Annotated in this window: 13 protein-coding genes; 10 read left to right on the forward strand and 3 right to left on the reverse strand. The window is 52.1% G+C overall.

Annotated elements, in window-relative coordinates; translation table 11 throughout:
- Nucleotides 1-12: 12 nt before the first annotated feature.
- Nucleotides 13-600 carry a DUF4294 domain-containing protein gene (locus ABD843_RS10790; RefSeq protein ID WP_345082848.1) on the reverse strand — a complete coding sequence of 196 codons (588 nt, stop codon included), beginning with the start codon at nucleotides 598-600 and terminating at the stop codon, nucleotides 13-15.
- A gap of 267 nt (nucleotides 601-867) precedes the next feature.
- Here ABD843_RS10790 and ABD843_RS10795 point away from each other — a divergent pair, with 267 nt between their 5' ends.
- The 3 genes from ABD843_RS10795 to ABD843_RS10805 are packed head-to-tail and all read left to right on the forward strand — an operon-like array spanning nucleotide 868 to nucleotide 2935.
- The gene (locus ABD843_RS10795; protein ID WP_345082851.1) at nucleotides 868-1629 is read left to right on the forward strand and encodes an alpha/beta fold hydrolase; all 762 of its coding nucleotides are present in this window, start codon (nucleotides 868-870) and stop codon (nucleotides 1627-1629) included.
- A 59-nt stretch (nucleotides 1630-1688) separates the two neighbouring features.
- Nucleotides 1689-2348, forward strand: a complete 660-nt coding sequence (locus ABD843_RS10800) for a CBS domain-containing protein (RefSeq protein WP_345082854.1) — start codon at nucleotides 1689-1691, stop codon at nucleotides 2346-2348.
- 2 nt (nucleotides 2349-2350) lie between these two features.
- Nucleotides 2351-2935 carry a DUF3109 family protein gene (locus tag ABD843_RS10805; RefSeq protein ID WP_345082857.1) on the forward strand — a complete coding sequence of 195 codons (585 nt, stop codon included), beginning with the start codon at nucleotides 2351-2353 and terminating at the stop codon, nucleotides 2933-2935.
- 76 nt (nucleotides 2936-3011) lie between these two features.
- On the opposite strand, the gene ABD843_RS10810 is transcribed toward ABD843_RS10805, so the two are convergent.
- Nucleotides 3012-4649: a T9SS type A sorting domain-containing protein gene (locus ABD843_RS10810; RefSeq protein WP_345082860.1), complete on the reverse strand. Its 1638-nt coding sequence runs from the start codon at nucleotides 4647-4649 to the stop codon at nucleotides 3012-3014.
- Nucleotides 4650-4987: 338 nt separating this feature from the next.
- Between ABD843_RS10810 and ABD843_RS10815 the strand changes: the two genes are divergently transcribed.
- The 7 genes from ABD843_RS10815 (at nucleotide 4988) to ABD843_RS10845 (ending at nucleotide 16523) form a co-directional block, all read left to right on the forward strand.
- Nucleotides 4988-6166: an acetyl-CoA C-acyltransferase gene (locus ABD843_RS10815; protein ID WP_345082863.1), complete on the forward strand. Its 1179-nt coding sequence runs from the start codon at nucleotides 4988-4990 to the stop codon at nucleotides 6164-6166.
- Between the two features lie 163 nt (nucleotides 6167-6329).
- Complete coding sequence (locus ABD843_RS10820) at nucleotides 6330-7355, forward strand: tetratricopeptide repeat protein (protein WP_345082866.1); 1026 nt, start codon at nucleotides 6330-6332, stop codon at nucleotides 7353-7355.
- Between the two features lie 46 nt (nucleotides 7356-7401).
- Nucleotides 7402-8055 carry a ribulose-phosphate 3-epimerase gene (gene rpe / locus ABD843_RS10825; RefSeq protein ID WP_345082869.1) on the forward strand — a complete coding sequence of 218 codons (654 nt, stop codon included), beginning with the start codon at nucleotides 7402-7404 and terminating at the stop codon, nucleotides 8053-8055.
- Between the two features lie 47 nt (nucleotides 8056-8102).
- Complete coding sequence (locus tag ABD843_RS10830) at nucleotides 8103-10508, forward strand: TonB-dependent receptor (RefSeq protein WP_345082872.1); 2406 nt, start codon at nucleotides 8103-8105, stop codon at nucleotides 10506-10508.
- Between the two features lie 43 nt (nucleotides 10509-10551).
- The gene (locus ABD843_RS10835; RefSeq protein ID WP_345082875.1) at nucleotides 10552-10875 is read left to right on the forward strand and encodes a DUF1493 family protein; all 324 of its coding nucleotides are present in this window, start codon (nucleotides 10552-10554) and stop codon (nucleotides 10873-10875) included.
- A 1271-nt stretch (nucleotides 10876-12146) separates the two neighbouring features.
- Entirely contained in the window at nucleotides 12147-14915 is a 2769-nt protein-coding gene (locus ABD843_RS10840) for a tetratricopeptide repeat protein (RefSeq protein WP_345082878.1), read from the forward strand.
- Nucleotides 14916-15452: 537 nt separating this feature from the next.
- Nucleotides 15453-16523 (forward strand): NAD(P)H-dependent flavin oxidoreductase, encoded by a 1071-nt coding sequence (locus ABD843_RS10845; RefSeq protein ID WP_345082881.1) that lies wholly within the window; start codon nucleotides 15453-15455, stop codon nucleotides 16521-16523.
- 67 nt (nucleotides 16524-16590) lie between these two features.
- On the opposite strand, the gene gcvP is transcribed toward ABD843_RS10845, so the two are convergent.
- The gene (gene gcvP / locus ABD843_RS10850) at nucleotides 16591-19464 is read right to left on the reverse strand and encodes an aminomethyl-transferring glycine dehydrogenase (protein ID WP_345082883.1); all 2874 of its coding nucleotides are present in this window, start codon (nucleotides 19462-19464) and stop codon (nucleotides 16591-16593) included.
- Nucleotides 19465-19506 lie beyond the last annotated feature (42 nt).

The raw sequence follows: 19506 nt of genomic DNA on the forward strand, positions 1-19506 counted from the left end.
ATTTTCAGCAGTTTATCTTGCGCCATTGGCGTATACCGCGGCTCTATAGCCCACCGGCAGCGGGTAACCCAGGTCTTCCATTATCAGTTCCAGCATATTTTCCTCGTTCGGGTCGTACTTCTTGTCCAGGTTCAGCCCGTTAAAGCGAGCCCATGCCTGCCACTTCACTGCCGTCAGCGGGTTCTTGAACTCCTGCAGCATCTTATATATGTTCAGTTCGGTCTGGCGGGTTACCAGCTTCACCAGCAGGGTACCCTGCGTCACGTTCAGTTGTTTCACCCTGTCCTCGAACTCCCTGCGCATCTCATCTTCCCTGGCATTCACATATGCCTTGCGTTCGCGTTTGCTTATGCCCGGCTCGTTCACCTTTTTGTCTATCTCCCTGAAGAGTTTTGTGGCAGCATCGAGGTAGGGTAGTATAGTGGTCACATAATATTTGGTCTGGTTGTAGTGGTAGCGGTCGGTATCGTTCTTGAATTTTTCGGTCACCCTTGCTTCCGGCAGCATATATACGGTATCCAGCATATACCCGCCCAGGCCCTGCGCATGGGCATTGCCTACAGAAAAAATGAGCGTAGCTATAATTATCAGTTGCTTCATGATACCGTTCATATATCAATACCTGTACCAAAAATAGCTGCTTCCATGCCCATTTATCTCCAAAATGAAGGGTATAGATCCTTTTTAACAAAAAATAGCCTTTGTTTTATTAAAACTGATCGTACATTTGTGGTGGGTATATTTTTCATAAGGTGTAAGTAAGGCTCCAGTTCTCTGGAGCTTTACGCTTTTTAGGCCCTACCTCATGCGTTTTTACTTTTTTATCGCAAACAGTAGTATTTTAGCAGCACACTCTCGAGACGATCAATGGACTACGAAGTAAAACACTCAGGCAAATTCAAGTATGTAGAAGAAGGAGCAGGCGAACCCTTGGTACTGCTGCATGGCTTGTTCGGCGCACTCAGCAACTTCAAAGACCTTGTAGACCATTTCAAGCAGACCCATCGCGTTATCATTCCCATACTTCCTCTCTACGACCTTACAGTACTGGAGACCAGCGTGGGCGGCCTTGCCAAATTCGTCAACAAATTCTTCGAACATCAGAAACTGCGCAATGTACACCTCCTGGGCAACTCCCTGGGCGGCCATGTAGGGCTGGTATTCGCGCTCAAACATCCCGAGCTCATCAAGACCATCACCCTCACGGGTAGCTCCGGCCTGTTCGAGAACGGTATGGGCGAAACATACCCCAAGCGCGGCGACTACAACTATGTGCAGAAGAAAACAGAGCTCACCTTCTACGACCCCAAAATAGCCAACAAGGAACTGGTGGACGAGGTGTTCAGCATCATCAACAACCGCCTGAAGGCCATAAAGATCATCACCCTGGCACGCTCTGCCATACGTCACAACCTGGGCGAGGAGCTGCAGCAGATAAAACTGCCCGTATGCCTCATATGGGGCCGCAACGATACCATTACGCCGCCTATGGTGGCAGAGGAGTTCCATAAGCTGCTCCCCAATTCAGAGCTGCACTGGATAGATAAATGCGGCCATGCGCCCATGATGGAAGTGCCCGCAGAATTTAACAAGATCCTTGCACCCTTCCTGGAGAAACACAAAGGTTAAAAAGTACTTCTGGTACGTTTATTGTACATACCTAAGGACATTACCCCCTTCTAATAGAGATGAGTATAGAAAGATCGGTCTCCCTGTCCACGCCCACCCTGTCCCCGGCAGATACCATAGGCAAGGCCCTGCAGATGATGGACGAGCACAAGATGGCCGCCCTGCCCATAGTGAGCGACGAGGAGTATATAGCCCTGGTAACAGAAGATCACCTGCTGGAAGCCGCAGACGATAGTGTAGCGCTCGATGACCCGGGCATGTTGCAGTTCCGGCCTGCCATTTCATCGCTCTCGCATCCGTTCGATGCCCTTCGCATCATGTACGAGGCCAAGCTCTCGGTCCTGCCTGTTATCAATACAGAGAACAAATACATGGGCAGCATCACCAAAGACACCCTTATAGATCACTTTGCTACGCAAACAGGCATCAGCAGCCCGGGTGGTATACTGGTGCTGGAGGTGTCTCCGCGCAACTACTCTATGTACGAGATAGCCCGCATATGCGAGAACGAGGATGTGGCCATACTGGGCATGCAGCTGCACACCGGCCAGGAAGGTATGCTGGAGGTGACCCTGAAGCTGAACCGCACCGTGCTCGATGCCGTAGTGGCATCTTTCAGCCGGCACAATTATCATGTTACCGAGGTGTATGGCAGGGAGAGCGATAAGGAAGATATGCTGGAGAAATACAACCTGCTGATGAACTACATCAATATGTAACAATGATAGCCATAGATAATGTACTGCTGAGCGATGAGATAATAGAGGAAGAGTTCGTGTGCGACCTCACCAAGTGCAAAGGTGGCTGCTGTGTAGATGGCGACTGTGGTGCGCCCCTCACCGAGGAAGAGACACACATCATAGCCCGTATCTACCCCCATATCAAGCCTTGCCTCGACGAGGCATATATACCCGAGATAGAACGCCAGGGTACCCATACTATAGACAGCGAGTATGGCTATGTAACGCCCACCGTCAATGGTGGCATTTGCGTATACGGCTATACCGATGAGACCGGCACTGTGAAGTGCGGCATAGAAAAGGCGTGGCGCGAGGGCCTTACCGATTTCCGCAAGCCCATATCCTGCCACCTATATCCCATACGCATCACATCGCATCCAGGGTATGAGGCTGTCAATTACGAGCCGCGTCCTGTGCTTTGCAAGCCCGCATGCAAGCTGGGCCGCAAGCTGAAGGTACCCGTATACAAATTTCTCAAAGAGCCCCTTATTCGCAAATATGGCGAGGACTTTTACAACGCCCTCGATCATATAGCCCTCAAGCACTTCGACCAGAAGGACAAATAAGCATCATCTAAGAACAGCGTAAAAGAACGAAAGCTACCTCATGAGGTAGCTTTCGTTCTTTATATCATCGTAGGTGCTACTTTGCCAGCGTCACCTTGTGTGTCGATACATTGCCTGCATCATCCCTCACCGTCAGTATGTAGTTACCGTTTGGCAGGTTGCCCAGGTCGGCCTCATGTTTCTGCCTGTTCGTTTCGGCGCTGTACACCACCTGTCCTATTACGTTCGCCACTGTTATCCTTGCCTGTACATTACTGCGGTCGCCCAGGTCTACCGTCACCATACCTCCCGTTGGGTTGGGGTATACGTTCACATAAGAGCCTGCACCCACCATACCTGCTTTCAGCAGTGCTATGTATATGGTGTTCGATGGCTCTGAAAGACAGTTGCCCGTATCGCGCCTTGCATAGTAGTAGCCTATAGTGCCCGGGTGGTAGGTATGCGAGTTAGCGCCGGGTATTATCACCCCGTTGAAGTACCATACATAGCTGCCGCCTGTATTGGCCACCAGCATATTGTCTATCAGCGATACCAGTGGCGCTACAGGTGTGCTGTCGCGCACCATCAGCACGGCGGTAGTGGTCACAGAGTCGTTCACATAGCAGCCGCCATCGGTAGTACGCAGCCTGAAGGTGAGCAGGTCTCCGTCCCTGTATGTGCGCGTGAATGTAGATCCTGTACCCCTTACTGTATCGTTTATCAGCCACAGCAGGTCTGGCGCCAGGCCGCCATCGGTATAGGTAGCGGTAAATGTGAGAGCAGAGTCTATACAGCCCGGGTTCGCGCCATGTGTCATCACTATGTGTGCGGTCGGGTTCAGGTTGGGCAGTACCGTCATGGTTATCGGGCTCGATATCGTGGTGTCATTTATCACGCACGCATCGGTAGCCACCAGCATGGCATATACTATATCGCCATTATCCAGCGAGTCGGTCATGTACTGTGGTCCCAGCGCACCTACTACAGGCGTTCCGTTCACGAACCAGTATATCGTCGATCCCAAGCCGGCATCTGTTGTAGTGGCCCTCAGGGTATCGGGCGTGCCCTGGCATATGGGATTCCAGTCCACAGTTATGCCCAGTGTTGCCGTCAGCGAGTCGTGTACTACTTCTATTATGTTAGAGTATGCAGTATCGGTAGGGGAAGCGCAGGGCGAGTTAGATACCATCATGCACGATAACGTATCGCCATCGTTGAAGATGTTGGTGTATGTATTGCTGGTAGCACCGGCTATATCCACACCATCTACGCGCCATTGGTACAGTGGGCTGGGGCCGCCTGTGGCAGGGTATGCCGTAAAGGTAAGCGGGTGCCCGGGGCAGTCGGGGTTGCTACCGGCTGTCAGCGCTATCAGTACAGCAGGCATTATAGAGTTGCTGCGGTGTACGGTTATGGTGTTAGACAGGGCACTGTCCAGGAAACCACCACTGTTCGTGAAGAATATCTCGCAGTGTACAGTATCGCCATCGTTCAGGGCCGTGGTTATGAACGTATCTATCGATACACCCGTATACACCCCATTGGCATACCACCTGAATATGGTGCCTATCGCAGTATCGTTGGTCTCTACCGCCGTAAAGGTGAGCTGTGTGCCGGGGCATGTAGTGTCGCTGCCCCAGGGTAGGTATATCTGGACCGAATCCTCTGTCTGCGCGCTCGCAAACCCATAAGAACCAATGCACAATAACAGCAGCAAAATAAATTTACGCATCATACATCAAATAGTTTGTGCATACCTGCCCCTGGCAGATAGCGATAAGTCACGGTAAAAATAATGTATTCGTTTCTATTTTTCTCAGGTTTTTAGATACTACCTCTTTAAAAGGACGGATATGATACTGAATATGTTAGTTGCACACGATATTATTGGTGCTTACCCTTCCCGAATGACCATCTGTGCAACATTTGCAAATGTGCTATGTCTTAACTTTTGTCCCCTATTCACAGCTTCCTGCTTTCGACCTTATACTTCTGCTTTCGACTTTTCACTTTCTACTTTCGACTATCTACTTACCTTTGCACCGCTTTTCACGATAAAAAAACACTTTATAAATGAAAGAAGTATATATAGTATCGGCGGTACGCACACCCATGGGTAGCTGGGGCGGCGCTCTTAAAGATCTCTCTGCCACCCGTCTTGGCGCAATAGCTATAAAAGGCGCGCTTGAAAGGGCCGGTGTGAACGCCGGTGAAGTGAATGAAGTACTGATGGGCAGTGTGCTGCAGGCCAACCTGGGCCAGGCTCCCGCCCGCCAGGCAGCCCGTTTTGCCGGTGTGCCAGACAATGTACCATGTACTACTGTAAATAAGGTATGCGCCAGCGGTATGAAGGCCGTTATGCAGGGCGCACAGGCCATCATGCTCGGCGATGCCGACGTAGTAGTGGCCGGCGGTATGGAAAGCATGAGCAATGTACCCTTCTACAGCGATACCCTCCGTTGGGGTAATAAATATGGCAATACTACCATGATAGATGGTCTGGCCAAGGATGGCCTTACCGATGTATATCACAACTATGCTATGGGCAATGCTGCCGATATGTGCGCCAAAGAATGCAACATAAGCCGCGAAGCGCAGGACGAATTTGCTATAGAAAGCTACAAACGCAGCCAGGCCGCCTGGACCGAAGGCCGCTTCGATGCCGAGATAGTGCCTGTAGAGCTGCCCCAGAAAAAGGGCGACCCCATCATCTTCAGCAAGGACGAAGACCCATGGAACGTGAAGTTCGACAAGATACCCGGTCTGCGCCCTGCCTTCTCTAAGGAAGGTACCGTTACCGCCGCCAATGCCAGCACCATGAACGATGGCGCTGCTGCACTGGTACTGGTAAGCAAGGAAAAAGCCGAGGCGCTGGGCCTGAAGCCTATAGCCAAAATAGTAGGCTATGCCGATGCCGAGCAGGCTCCCGAGTGGTTCACCACGTCGCCTGCACTGGCAGTGCCAAAGGCCGTACAGAAGGCCGGCCTGAAAATGGAGGATATCTCCTATTTCGAGCTCAACGAGGCTTTCAGCGTGGTAGGTATCGTCAATACCCAGAAAATGAACCTCGATCCTGCAAAGGTGAACGTGAATGGCGGTGCAGTGGCTCTTGGTCACCCCCTGGGTTGCAGCGGTGCGCGCATCATAGCCACCCTCATCAGTGTGCTCAACCAGAAGGACGCCCGCTACGGTGCCGCAGGTATCTGCAATGGCGGCGGCGGTGCCAGTGCCATAGTTATAGAAAGGATGTAATTATTTCTTAATAAGAATACAAAAGGGGGCAGTGATGCGCCCCTTTTGCTTTTTCCTACATATCTGAAGCACATCTCCTTCCTTGGGGGTGAACGTAGTGAACGAGCGTAGCTCCGGGAGGGGCTTCTTGCTCCCCATCTTTCTTTTCGATAATTTTGCGCGCATGAAGATCTCTTGGATGAGGCATTTCACACTCATCATCGCATTAGTGCTCCTCGCTGCCTGCGGTGGTAAGCATACCGATGGTGCAGGCGCCAGCGAAGACCCTATGCTTACCAGCAGCCCCACGCTCAAAAGTATCACCGACGAGATACACAAAAGCCCCAAAGACGCTGCCCTCTACTTCGAGCGTGGCCGCCAGCTGCACAAGCTGCGCTACGACTCGCTGGCCCTCAAGGACTTCAAGTATGCCGTATCGCTCGATAGCTCCAAGAGCGAATACTACAGCGCTATCGGCGACCTCCTCTTCGAGAACAAGGACATAAATGGATCCCTCGAATGGATACAGCTCGCCATCAGGAAGAACCCCGAAGACCGAAAGGCCCACCTCAAGATAGCCAAGCTTTTCCTCTATACCGGCGATCATGCCCGTGCCTTTGCCGAGATAAACATAGTGCTCCGCAAGAATGTCTACGACCCCGAGGCATACTTCCTGAAGGCCATGCTCTATAAGGACCTCAAGGACACTGCGCGTGCCATATCCAACCTGCAGACCGCCATACAGGTGTCTCCCGAGCACCGCGATGCCGTAGTGGAGCTGGGCCTGCTCTACAGCGCAAAGAACGACTCCATAGCACTACGATACCTCAATAATGCCTTCGTAATGGACTCTACCGATGTGTTTCCCATATATGCCAAGGGAGTATACTTCCAGGAGCGTGGCGATAATGAGCGGGCCAAGGCAGAGTATCGCCGCTGCATCCTTGCCGACAGGCATTTTACAGATGCCTATTTCAATATGGGCTACATACTGCTACAGCAGGATTCTACTGCCAAGGCATGGCGCCAGTTCGATATGGCCATCAAGACCGATCCTACGAATACCACCGCCTACTTCAACCGCGGCTTATGCAGCGAGATAATGGATAGCCTCTCCAACGCCGTGGCCGACTACCGCACGGCCGCCCGCATGGATACCGGCTATGCTGCGCCCCGAAAGGCGCTGCAGCGATTGAAACAAAAAATGTAAAAAACTATAAATAGGCCACCTGCAGGTGGCCGCAAAACATGACCATATGCCGATAATTGCCCCCTCTATACTCTCCGCCGATTTCCTGAAGCTGGGAGCCGATATTGAAATGGTGAACAACAGCGAGGCCGACTGGTTCCACCTCGATGTAATGGACGGCCGCTTCGTGCCCAACATCAGCTATGGCATGAGCATAATAGCGCAGATGAAGAAGCAGGCCCGCAAGCCCTTCGATGTTCACCTCATGATACTGGAGCCCGAAAAATACTTTGAGGCCTTTGCCGCCGCCGGCGCCGATATCCTGAGTGTACACTTGGAGGTATCGCCCCACCTGCACCGCAGCCTGCAGGCCATAAAGGCCCTGGGCATGAAGGCAGGTGTGGCCGTCGATCCCCATACACCTGTAAGCCTCCTTGCCGATGTGATACATGATGTGGACCTGGTATGTATGATGAGTGTGAACCCCGGTTTCGGCGGACAGAAGTTCATAGAGCATACCCACCAGAAGATAAAGGCCCTCCGCCAGATGATAACCGAGCGCGGCGCCAGTACGCTTATAGAAATAGATGGCGGTGTCACGCTCGATAATGCTGCGGCTATCATAGCCTCGGGCGCGGATGCTCTTGTGGCTGGCAATACCGTCTTTGCCTCGCCCGATCCCACCGATACCATAAAAAGATTGAAGCAGGTAGGAAAATGATCTTATCTTCATTGCGTTATCATACCATGACTCTTCAAAGGCTCTCTTTGCTCTTGCTGTTGCTCACGACGGCTGTTTGCGCGCATGCGCAAAAGGCCATCGTATCGGGTGTGGTACGCAACGAAATGGATAAAGGCCTCGGCCAGGCCCTCGTTGCCGATGAGGTGACCGGCCTTGGCGCCACTACCAATACCCAGGGCTACTACTACATGGAGGTGCCTGCCAACAAAAAGGTCACCATCATATACATAGCGCAGGGCTACATTGTGAAGCGGAGGGAGGTATTGTTGTCTCCCGGTGCCAGCCGTATCATCGATGTGCAGATGGAGCGCCTGCAGGCCGTTCAGGGTCCCGATATCGTAATAAAGGACCAGCGCAAGCGCGAGGATGCAGGGTCTGTGATACTGGATGTGAGCCGTGCGGTATACATGCCCAGCGTGGTAGATGGTGTCACTGCCATGATAAAACAGATGGTGGGCACCAATAACGAGCTCACCTCTCAGTACAATGTACGCGGTGGCAACTTTGACGAGAACCTTGTTTACGTCAACGATTTCGAGATATACCGTCCCTTCCTTGTGCGCACGGGCCAGCAGGAGGGCCTCAGCTTCGTCAACTCCGACCTCGTGGCCAATGTCAATTTCTCCGTAGGTGGCTTCCAGAGCAAGTATGGCGATAAGATGAGCAGTGTGCTCGATGTCTCCTACAAAAAACCGAAAGAGTTCGCAGGCTCTGTCACTACGGGGCTGCTGGGTGCCAGTATGCACCTGGAGGGCGCCTCCAAGAACCAGCGCCTTACCTACCTGGTAGGCGCACGGCAAAAGAGTAACCAGTATGTGCTGCAGGCACAGCCTACAAAGGGTATATACAATCCTTCCTTCACCGACATTCAGGCCCTGCTTAATTACAGGGTGGGCAACTGGGAACTGGAAGGTATAGCCAACTATGCCCGCAACAGGTTCACCTTCTTCCCCGAGACCTCCTCGTCCAGCTTCGGTGTGCTCAACCAGGCTTATGTGCTCAATGTCTTCTATGAGGGTGGCGAGTTCGATCAATTCGATTCCCGCTTTGGCGGCCTGTCGGCCACTTATCACAAGGTCGGCTCTAAATTCCGTATCAAGTTCCTGGGCTCGGGCTTCCGTACCAACGAGTACGAGACCTACGATATCTTTGGCGCCTACCTTCTTGGCGAGCTCCAGACCGACCTCAGCAAGCGCGACTTCGGCCAGATAAAGACCTATCTCGGTGCCGGCGCTATACACAACTTTGCGCGCAACTATCTTAATGTGAACGTGGGCGACATGGGCACGCGCGGCTCTTACGATGCAGGCGATCACCTAATACAGTTCGGCGCTAATGCCACCGTTACCGCCATCGGCGATGAACTGCACGAGTGGGAGCGCCGCGACTCGGCAGCCTTCTCGCAGCCATACGATCCCAATGGGGTGAACATGGTATCGCTCTACCACTCCTCTACCGACCTCAACTATACCCGCCTCAGCGGTTTTGTACAGGATTATTTCAAGCTTGACTCCGGCCGCCTCACTGCCACCGCAGGTATACGGTTCAATCATAGCCTCCTCAACGACGAGCTTAATATCAGCCCGCGCCTGCAAATGTCCTACAGGCCGCGCTCACGCACCCGCGACCTGGTGCTGAAGCTTGCCGCAGGCAAATATGTGCAGCCACCCTTCTACCGCGAGATGCGCGATGTGAACGGTGGTGTCAATAAAGACCTGCTGGCGCAGAAGTCATGGCAGTTCGTACTCGGCGCCGACTATAATTTCTCCATGTTCCGCAGGCCGTTCAAGGTCACCGGAGAGACCTACTACAAATACCTGTGGGACCAGGACCCCTACCGCTACGACAATGTGCGTATACGCTATACCGGCAAGAACGATGCCATAGGCCGCGTATACGGTGGCGAGGTGCGCCTCTATGGCGAGCTTGTAGAAGGTGCCACATCGTGGATCAGCATAGGTATGCTTAAAGCGGAGCAGAAGATCACTGATAGCCCCTCTATTGCAGGTTACGACAATTACTTCCCCATGCCTACAGACCAGCGCTTCATGCTGGGCATGTATTTCGAGGACTATCTGCGAAAGAACAAGAACTTCAAGGCCCATGTGAATGTGATGTATGCCAGCGGCCTGCCTGTAGGCCCACCCCGTGGCCACCTGTATCAGAACATACTGCGCATACCTGATTACAAGCGTGTAGATATAGGCTTCTCGGCCCTACTGCTCGATGGGCTGAAGAAAGAATACCGTGCGCACAGCTTTTTCAATCATATACACAGTATATGGGGCAGCCTCGAGGTCTTCAACCTCCTCAGCATCCAGAACACCCTCTCCTACACCTGGATCCAGGACCAGAGCTCAGGCAGCATGTATGCCGTGCCCAACCGCCTCACAACGCGCCTGCTGAACGTGAAGCTGCATTTTACTTTTTAGGGTAACGGCTATAAATTAGCTCGTGCCACATTAATGCGTTAAAATGGAAAATGAGGTAGAGTATATCTTGAAGAAGTATCTGGAAAAACAATTTGCGGTAGACATATGCTATATACAGCATGATAGTTGTATAGATGATGATCTAAAAATAATTGCAGCTGATGCTATTGACTTGATTCTTTGGTACAGCAAAAAATTCAATGTCGATGTTTCTAATTTTATGGCGGCAGAATATTTCGAACCTGAAGGGATGAACTGGTTAATTCCCAGAACTATACCGAATAAAAAGAAACTGCTTTTCAAGCATTTGTTAAAGGGAATAGCTGCAGGCCGGCTTGACGAGACCGTTATTAATTCAACCATATGAAAAGAATAGAATTTGGACTTTGGATAATAGCACTGGCAAGCGTGATATTACACGCTTTCTTTAATTTCTCCCCGCCTGGTCGAAGTGTCCCACTTCGTCCTACCTTCCTGCAAGCGTCCGCTTGCGAGAATCCGTTTGGCGTAGTTTATCCATAATAGTTCGGCGAGGTCTCCAGACTTCGTCGTAGTGGTAGCCGGTCTCCCGACCGGCGTGTAAATGTACTGTCTTAACAGGTCTCCCCATCTGGTTGCAGTGCCCCGCTTCGTCCTACTTTCTAGCAAGCGTTCGCTTGCGAAAAAATACCGCATTTTCCGTTTTTTGCGTATCCCTCCCACCACGTCACTGCACACCCGCTCTCCAGACCGGCAAATAGCAGCGATGCGACCGGACTATGATGGGACCTTCCTTCGTCTATTGTCACGGTCTTGCCACTACTGATCTTATTTTGCACTCATGTTCAAATAAAAAAATTAATATGGATCTAATTGGCTAACTTTATAACTAACGCCATAAACACTATGCTTACCACCCCTGAACTGCGCACGCAGTTCGAAAGATCTTTCTCAAAGCTCGTAAGAACTTTGCCCCTCGATATACAAAAAAAATGGGATGGTACCATTAGCTGGAAAGATGAACATTCTTATCCGGATATCCAGTCAGAAATAGTTCAGCAATTATCGCCATCTGCTAAGGCCGTATATGTTACATTGTTAAACAAACTTAGCAGGGGAAAGATATGATCCTATTCTTATCGGAAATGATACCATGTCGACAGAAAATGTAGTGTTCAGGAAAATAAAGGAGATCAGTGTTCGCGGTATAAAGCCACGGCCTATGATAACTGTACTTCAGATATCGAGGGAATTGTCTCTCACTTCCGATAGCCTTTTGGCACAGCTTGCAGAGTTGAAACGACTGCGCTTAGTTACCTTCTGCGACAATGGGACCACATCTATAAAGCTAACTTTATTAGGCTCCGTTGTAAGACGCGATAAATAGAGGTCACAACTTATCTTGTCTGGACTCGTTTGGCACAGCCTCCAACTACGTCACAGCGACACCCCATCTCCAGCGTATAGTTAGCTCATGGGCTTGTGCGTAAAATAAGGCGGAAAGCGGCATTTTATACCCCTTCTTCTCAGGCATTTCCCTACACATTTTGCACAGTCTGCCGAGATCTGTACTTTGGTCATCTGAAAAAGATCTTACTTCTTCTACTCTTTCCCCTTCTCTCCTTTGCGCAGCAGCCCCGCGCAAGGCTCGACTCCCTATTGAAAGAGTTATCCTCCGACACATACCGCGATGCCCGCGATACGGGCAAAGTGAGCCTGCTATGCAACGTAGCGAGGGCATACCTGCAGCTCTCCAAAGAAGATTCGGTGATCTTTTATGCAGGCCAGGGCCTGCAGCTGGCGCAGGATATAGACCATAGGTACGGCCAGGGTATATGTCTGGCTACGCTTGGCGGTATAGAAGGTAATTTCGAATACCAGCTCGATCACCTGCTGAGGGCGCTAAAGATCTTCGAGCAGATAAATGATAAATACCAGACAGCCCGCACATACGATGTGATGGCCGGTGTGTACTTCAATATGAAGAATTTTACGCGGGCTATGGAGTACTTCCGAAAGGCATATGACCTGTATGCCAAGATCCATGACAAGTACGACCTATCGCGTACGCTCACCAATATCGGGGAATGTTATGCCATTCTCGGCGACCTGAACAAGGCCATAGAATGCCAACGTACTGCGCTGAAGTACTACGAAGAGATAGGCGATGGTCGCAAGGTAGCTACTGCGCTGGGCAATATAGGCAACTGCTACCATTCCCTGCACGATATAGGGAATGCGCTTGCCTATGCCCACAAGGCAGTGCGCATCTTCAGCTCCATTGCCGATGATAATTATAACTATGCTATCGCCCTCCGCGACCTCGGACGCATATACCTTGATGCTGCCAACGATAGCAGCGGCGTCACGCTGGCCGACAGCCTGCTACCTGCCGGTCGCGCTGCCCGTCTGGCGAAAGCCATATATTATTTCCGCGGATCGCACGCCGTCTACGATAGGAACCCCGTTTTTCTTCCCATAGACATATCGCTGGGCCTGGCCCAGGCACTGGAGGCATCCGGCCATCACCTGGAGGCATTGAGATATTATAAGGAGCATATGCAGTACAAAGACTCTATGCTCTCTGAAGACATACACCTGAAGGTGGCAACACTGGAGACCCAAAGAGAGGCCGACCTGAAAGAACAGCAAATAGAACTGAACAGGATACAGGCTGCCAATGAAAAGAAGGAACGTGCGCTCTTCCTCATCAGTATAGCGCTGCTGGGGGTCATTATATTGCTCATAGGGCGCAACTATGCCCGCCAGCGGGGGGCCAATGTAAGGCTGCTGGCAGAGAAAGCAAAGCTGGAGACCGCCAACAAGCAGATAGCCGAGGAAAAACAACGGTCTGACGATATGGCGGTACACCTGCAGGAATCGCTGGTGCAAAAAGAATCGCTGGCCTCGCAGCTCACACATGCGGCCAGCATGAAATCGCGCTTCCTGGCCAATATCAGTCACGAGTTGCGCACCCCCGTTACACTTCTCACCGGTATGCTGGACCTTATGCGAACAGGCGGCAAAGTGCAGAACCCGCGCATAGGCGAGCAACTGGATATAGCCTACAGCAACAGCCGCCGCCTGCAGTATATGGTAGAAGAGATACTGGACCTGTCGCGGCTGGAGACCACCAATTCCCGCCTGAACCTGGAAATAAAGGACATAGTACCCGTGCTCAGGCGAATGGTATATGCCTTCGAGACCTTTATAGAGAACGAGCGCCTTATACTTTCCTTCACATCCGACCGTGCTACGGGTATATATGTACAGGTAGATGAGCTGATGCTGGAGAAGGTGATCAACAATCTTGTATATAATGCCGTAAAATTCAATACCCCCGGTGGGTGGATAAAAGTTGTTACCGCTATCGCGGGTAACGACCTGGTATTCGTTATCAGCAATTCGGGCAGCGGTATCCGCCAGCAAGACCTGCCACACGTCTTCGAACGATACTACCAGGCCGATACCAATACTGCTAAGGCACAGGGCATAGGTATAGGCCTTAGCCTTGTAAAGGAATTTACGGTACTGATGGGGGGTACGGTATATGTAGATAGCTCTGAAGAAGGGGGCACTACCTTCACCTTACAGTTCCCTATAGCAGAAAAAGTATCATCACGGGCAGATATACCCCGGGAGCCTATGGTGGTCCCCGGCGAAAAATGGGAACATTTTTCTGCAAAGCAGACCGTGCTTATTGCCGAAGACAATGTGGAAATGCGCTACTACCTGCGGCAGGTACTAGGCGATAAAGTAGACCTGATAGAGGCGGCCAATGGCCGGGAAGCGCTGGATAAGATGGCAGACACCCGGGTAGACCTGGTGATAACCGACCTGATGATGCCACAAATGGGCGGCGAGGAGCTGATAACCAACCTGAAGAAGACCCCAGCATACCGCCATATACCTGTGATAACCCTCACCGCCCTTGCCGAAGGGGCTACCAAGATAGCGCTGCTGCGGCTGGGGATAGACGATCATATAGTAAAACCTTTCGACGCATCGGAACTGCGCGCCAGGGTATACAACCTGCTTACCAACCTGCGGGAACGCCGCCAGTTCGAGAGTGTGCCCAGCGAGCCCGATGATATACCTCTGGAAAGCAACGAGGCAGAAACATTCAAAGAGCGTATATCCGAGTTCGTGCTGGCCCGAATGAAGACCATAGACGTATCGGTGTATGACCTGGCATATGAGCTGGGTATGAGCGAGCGCCAGTTGTACCGGTTCGCAAAGCGCGTGACGGGTTGTACCCCTGCCCAGCTTATCAAAGAAGTGCGGCTGCAAAAAGCATACGAATTGCTGGTAAGCGGTAGCGTACACAAGGTAGAATACGCTGCAAAACAGGTGGGTTTTGACGATGCCAGCTATTTTTCCCGGCAGTTCTACGAGCGCTTTGGCAAGCGCCCTGCCGACTTTTTATAGCGAAAGTATATTTCACTTACATTTCTCTGGTAAGAATTTTCATTGGTATTGCCTGTTTCGTTTTTTTATAGTGTATTGAAAAACATGTAGTTACATGTATATGGCAGGTTTGTCAGGGTATTTGGCAGGTTTCTCTACTGAGGCTTTTCTAATTTTCCGGTACAAAAGAGAGCCTTGATACCTTATATAATACCTTATAAGAAATATGCTTTTTGCTAAAATATCAGGCCCCTTATTTGATCGGTCTACTACAGACCTCCCCACCTTACCCGGTTGAAACATAAAAGAGCGCTCACCCCCTGGCGCTCTTTTTTTTGATGTCCCCCTTGAGTGCGCCGGGTCCCTGCCTGCCACAAGCTATGCACGGGAGACCCGGCTAAGACGGAGCGTCATCAGCATAGAAAATGCCATTTTACCCGGTATACATTTTTGAGAGAAAAAGATCATTTGATCACTATTCTCAGACCGGTAACGGGAAAATTCATTATTCAAGCAAATATGCATATATTCATTTTGCCGATCATAAACGCATGATGTATGCAATGGAAGAACGAGATAACTAAGTTGCTGGGTGTGACGTATCCTATAGTACAGGCGCCTATGCTGGGCGTATCTACGCCGCAAATGGCGGCGGCCATATCGAATGCCGGTGGGCTCGGGTCGCTGGCAGTAGGGGGCCTTTCCCCGCAAAGGACCACAGACCTTATTCGCGCTACGAGGGCGCTTACCGACAAACCTTTCGCAGTAAACTTCTTTGCTCATGACATACCTGTGCCCGACAAAGAGCAGGTAGCGCCCATGAAGATGTTGCTGCTGGGCCTTTGTTCGAAATACGGGTTGCCATTCGAAGAGGGAGACTTCGAGCCGTTCCACTTTTCTTCTTACAAAGAACAGGTTGAGATACTGGTAAAGGAAGGGGTACAGGCGGTCAGCTTCACATTCGGCATACCGGATGATGATAGTATAGGTATAATGAAAAGGGCGGGCATATCGCTGACCGGCACCGCTACATCATGTGCTGAAGCAATGGCATTGGAAGAGAAGGGGGTGGATATTATAACCGCGCAAGGTATAGAGGCAGGTGGCCATCGCGGCTCGTTCATAGAGGGTGCACTGCCGCAGGTGGGACTGATGTCTTTGCTCACTACCATAAGAGCACATACCAGAACGCCGGTGCTGGCGACCGGCGGAATATGCGATGGCCGATCGGTACATGGCGCAATGGCCATGGGCGCTGCGGGTGTACAGATCGGTACATTGTTCATTGCCAGTACCGAAAGCGCTGCCATACCATCGTACAAGGCAGCAGTATGCCGTGCATCGGATACCGATAGCAAGCTCACACGGGCATTTTCTGGCAGGTGGGCGCGTGGCCTGCGCAATGCATTTATGGAGGAAGTAGAGGCAGCGAATATACCGATACCGCCATACCCTATACAAAACAGCCTTACCGGAAAAATAAGAACAATAGCGCAGCAACTAGATAACAAGGAAATGACCAACCTGTGGACAGGGCAATGCACAGCAAAGGTCACCGAAAGGCCATCGGCGGTCATTTTTAAAGACCTGGTACGAGAAATAGAAGAGCTAAAGAAAGAAAACACATGACCGAGTAAAAAGTAATGACCCCACCGATAAGTGGGGCCATTACTTTTTTATTTATTATTCTGTTCGCTTATGCGTATGCCTCGGTAGGCTCGCAGGTGCATACCAGGTTGCGGTCGCCATAGGTGTTGTTCACACGGGCTACGCTGGGCCAGAACTTGTTGTGCTTTACATATGGCAGCGGGAAGGCGGCCTGCTGGCGGCCATACTTGTGGGCCCACTCATCGGCAGTGATGGAGAACTGCGTATGAGGCGCGTTCTTCAGCACATTGTCCTGCTTGTCGGCAGTGCCTTCTTCTATGGCGCGTATCTCGGCACGGATGCCCAGCATGGCGTCGCAGAAGCGGTCCAGCTCGGCCTTGTCCTCGCTTTCGGTAGGCTCTATCATGATAGTGCCTGCTACGGGGAAGCTGAGGGTGGGAGCATGGAAACCGTAATCGATGAGGCGCTTGGCCACATCTTCGGCCTCTATCTCGGCGCTCTTCTTGAACGGGCGCAGATCGACGATGAACTCGTGTGCGCAAGTGCCGCCGGTGCCGGTGTAGAGTATGTCGTACTCCTTCTGCAGGCGGGCACGCATATAGTTGGCATTGAGTATGGCATACTCTGTAGAGTTGCGTACACCTGCGCTGCCCAGCATGCGTATGTAGCCATAAGATATGAGCAGTATGCTGGCAGAGCCGTATGGCGCGGCGCATATAGCGCGGTTGCCATTGCCTGTAGCAGTATCTAGCACGTCGTGCGATGGCAGGAAGGGTGCCAGGTGCTGCTTCACACATATGGGGCCCATGCCGGGACCGCCGCCGCCGTGCGGTATAGCGAAGGTCTTGTGGAGGTTGAGGTGGCAAACATCGGCACCTATGAGGCCGGGGGCGGTGAGGCCCACCTGGGCATTCATGTTGGCACCGTCCATGTATACCTGGCCACCATGCGCATGCACTATGGCAGTTATCTCTTTAACGGTCTCTTCGTAGACACCGTAGGTAGAGGGGTAAGTGATCATAATACCTGCCAGCTTATCGGCATGGAGGGCAGCTTTGGCTTTCAGGTCCTCTACATCTATGTAGCCGTTCTCCAGGGCTTTTACCACTACTACCTTGTAGCCTGCCATTACCGCGCTGGCAGGGTTGGTGCCGTGGGCAGAGATGGGTATGAGCATCACATCGCGGTGGTGGTCGCCACGGCTCTCGTGATAGCCGCGTATGGCCAACAGGCCGGCATATTCGCCCTGGGCGCCGCTATTGGGCTGCAGGCTGCATGCGTCGAAAGCGGTGATCTCGCAGAGGTAGGCAGAAAGTTCTTTCACTATCTGCAGGTAGCCTTCTGTCTGGTACCTGGGGGCAAAGGGGTGCATCTTGCTCCAGTGCGGCCAGCTAAGGGGCATCATTTCGCTGGCGGCATTGAGCTTCATGGTGCAACTGCCGAGCGATATCATGCTGGTATTGAGGCTGAGGTCCTTGTTCTCGAGCATTTTGATGTAGCGCATCATCTGCGACTCAGAGTGATGCGAGTTGAACACCTGGTGCGTGAGGAACTCGCTGGTGCGTGTGAGGGCAGTAGGTATGTGTGTAAGCGCGAAATTCTCGTCTATAGTGATGGCAACAGGCTCATCGGTATCGAGTATCACATGTATGATGTCCAGCACATCGGAAGGAGTGGTGGTCTCATCGAGAGAGATACCTATGCTGTTGTCGGTATGGTAGCGGAAGTTGATGTGGCGAGCCTCGGCCCTCTGGCGTACGGCATCGCTATCGGCAACGGTAACAGAGATGGTGTCGAAGAAGCTCTTGCTGTGCAGCTTGAGGCCACCGGCGGCCAGCGCATCGCTGAGCACCTGTGCCAGTACGGCCACACGCTTGGCTATATTGGTAAGGCCATCGGGGCCATGATATACGGCATACATAGCGGCCATATTGGCCAGCAGGGCCTGTGCGGTGCAGATGTTGGAAGTAGCCTTTTCGCGCTTGATGTGCTGCTCGCGGGTGCCGAGGGCCATGCGCAGGGCGCGGTTGCCCGACGCATCGATGCTGACACCTATGAGGCGGCCGGGTATCTGGCGCTTGAAGTCTTCCTTAACGGCAAAGAAGGCCGCGTGCGGGCCACCGAAGCCTAGCGGCACACCGAAGCGCTGTGCAGAACCTACGGCAGCATCAGCGCCCAGCTCGCCGGGAGAGGTAAGCAGGGTAAGCGCCAGCAGGTCTGTGGCCATGGCCACATATGCACCCGCAGCGTGAACGGCGGTTATGAAGCCGCGGTAGTCTTCTACACTACCCTTGTCGTTGGGGTACTGCAGCAGGGCGCCGAAGTAGGTAGCATCGAACGTGGTAGTGCGGTAGTCGCCATATACCACCTCTATACCCAGTGGTATGGCGCGGGTAACTACCACATCCTTTGTCTGTGGGAATACGTCGTTGTCTATGAAGAACTTTTTGCGGTCGGCGGCCTGAACGTCCTTGTTACCTATGTGGAAGAACATGTTCATGGCCTCGGCAGCGGCAGTGGCCTCATCCAGCAGGGAAGCATTAGAGATGGGCAGGCCGGTAAGGTCGCTTACCATTGTCTGGTAGTTGAGCAGGCTTTCCAGGCGGCCCTGGCTTATCTCGGCCTGGTAGGGGGTGTACTGCGTATACCATCCTGGGTTCTCGAAGATATTGCGGAGTATGACGCTGGGGGTGTGTGTATCATAGTAGCCCTGGCCTATGTAGGTCTTGCACACCGTGTTCTTCAGCGATGTTTCTTTTAGCTGCGAGAGGTATTCGGCCTCGCTGATGCCAGAGGGGATACGCAGGTTGTGATCCATGCGTATGGCCTGTGGCACTGTGCGGCCAATGAGCTCGTCCATGCTGCTCACACCTATGGTCTTGAGCATTTCTTTTGTGTCATGTTCGTTGGGGCCTATGTGGCGGCCTATGAACTCTGCGCTCTGCGCTGAAAAAAGATCCATAATACTGTATCGGTTATTTGAGAGAATCGAACGTTATAAAAG

It is taken from the genome of Nemorincola caseinilytica (assembly GCF_039540515.1).
In the GTDB taxonomy this organism is placed as follows: Bacteria; Bacteroidota; Bacteroidia; order Chitinophagales; family Chitinophagaceae; genus Nemorincola; species Nemorincola caseinilytica.

What these genes read in the sequence shown, in the direction of transcription:
- ABD843_RS10815 (WP_345082863.1), top strand. Translation starts at nt 4,988, where the DNA reads ATGAAAGAAGTATATATAGTATCGGCGGTACGCACACCCATGGGTAGC.
- rpe (WP_345082869.1), top strand. Translation starts at nt 7,402, where the DNA reads ATGCCGATAATTGCCCCCTCTATACTCTCCGCCGATTTCCTGAAGCTG.
- ABD843_RS10835 (WP_345082875.1), top strand. Translation starts at nt 10,552, where the DNA reads ATGGAAAATGAGGTAGAGTATATCTTGAAGAAGTATCTGGAAAAACAA.
- ABD843_RS10820 (WP_345082866.1), top strand. Translation starts at nt 6,330, where the DNA reads ATGAAGATCTCTTGGATGAGGCATTTCACACTCATCATCGCATTAGTG.
- ABD843_RS10800 (WP_345082854.1), top strand. Translation starts at nt 1,689, where the DNA reads ATGAGTATAGAAAGATCGGTCTCCCTGTCCACGCCCACCCTGTCCCCG.
- ABD843_RS10805 (WP_345082857.1), top strand. Translation starts at nt 2,351, where the DNA reads ATGATAGCCATAGATAATGTACTGCTGAGCGATGAGATAATAGAGGAA.
- ABD843_RS10795 (WP_345082851.1), top strand. Translation starts at nt 868, where the DNA reads ATGGACTACGAAGTAAAACACTCAGGCAAATTCAAGTATGTAGAAGAA.
- ABD843_RS10810 (WP_345082860.1), bottom strand. Translation starts at nt 4,649, where the DNA reads ATGATGCGTAAATTTATTTTGCTGCTGTTATTGTGCATTGGTTCTTAT.
- gcvP (WP_345082883.1), bottom strand. Translation starts at nt 19,464, where the DNA reads ATGGATCTTTTTTCAGCGCAGAGCGCAGAGTTCATAGGCCGCCACATA.
- ABD843_RS10845 (WP_345082881.1), top strand. Translation starts at nt 15,453, where the DNA reads ATGCAATGGAAGAACGAGATAACTAAGTTGCTGGGTGTGACGTATCCT.
- ABD843_RS10790 (WP_345082848.1), bottom strand. Translation starts at nt 600, where the DNA reads ATGAAGCAACTGATAATTATAGCTACGCTCATTTTTTCTGTAGGCAAT.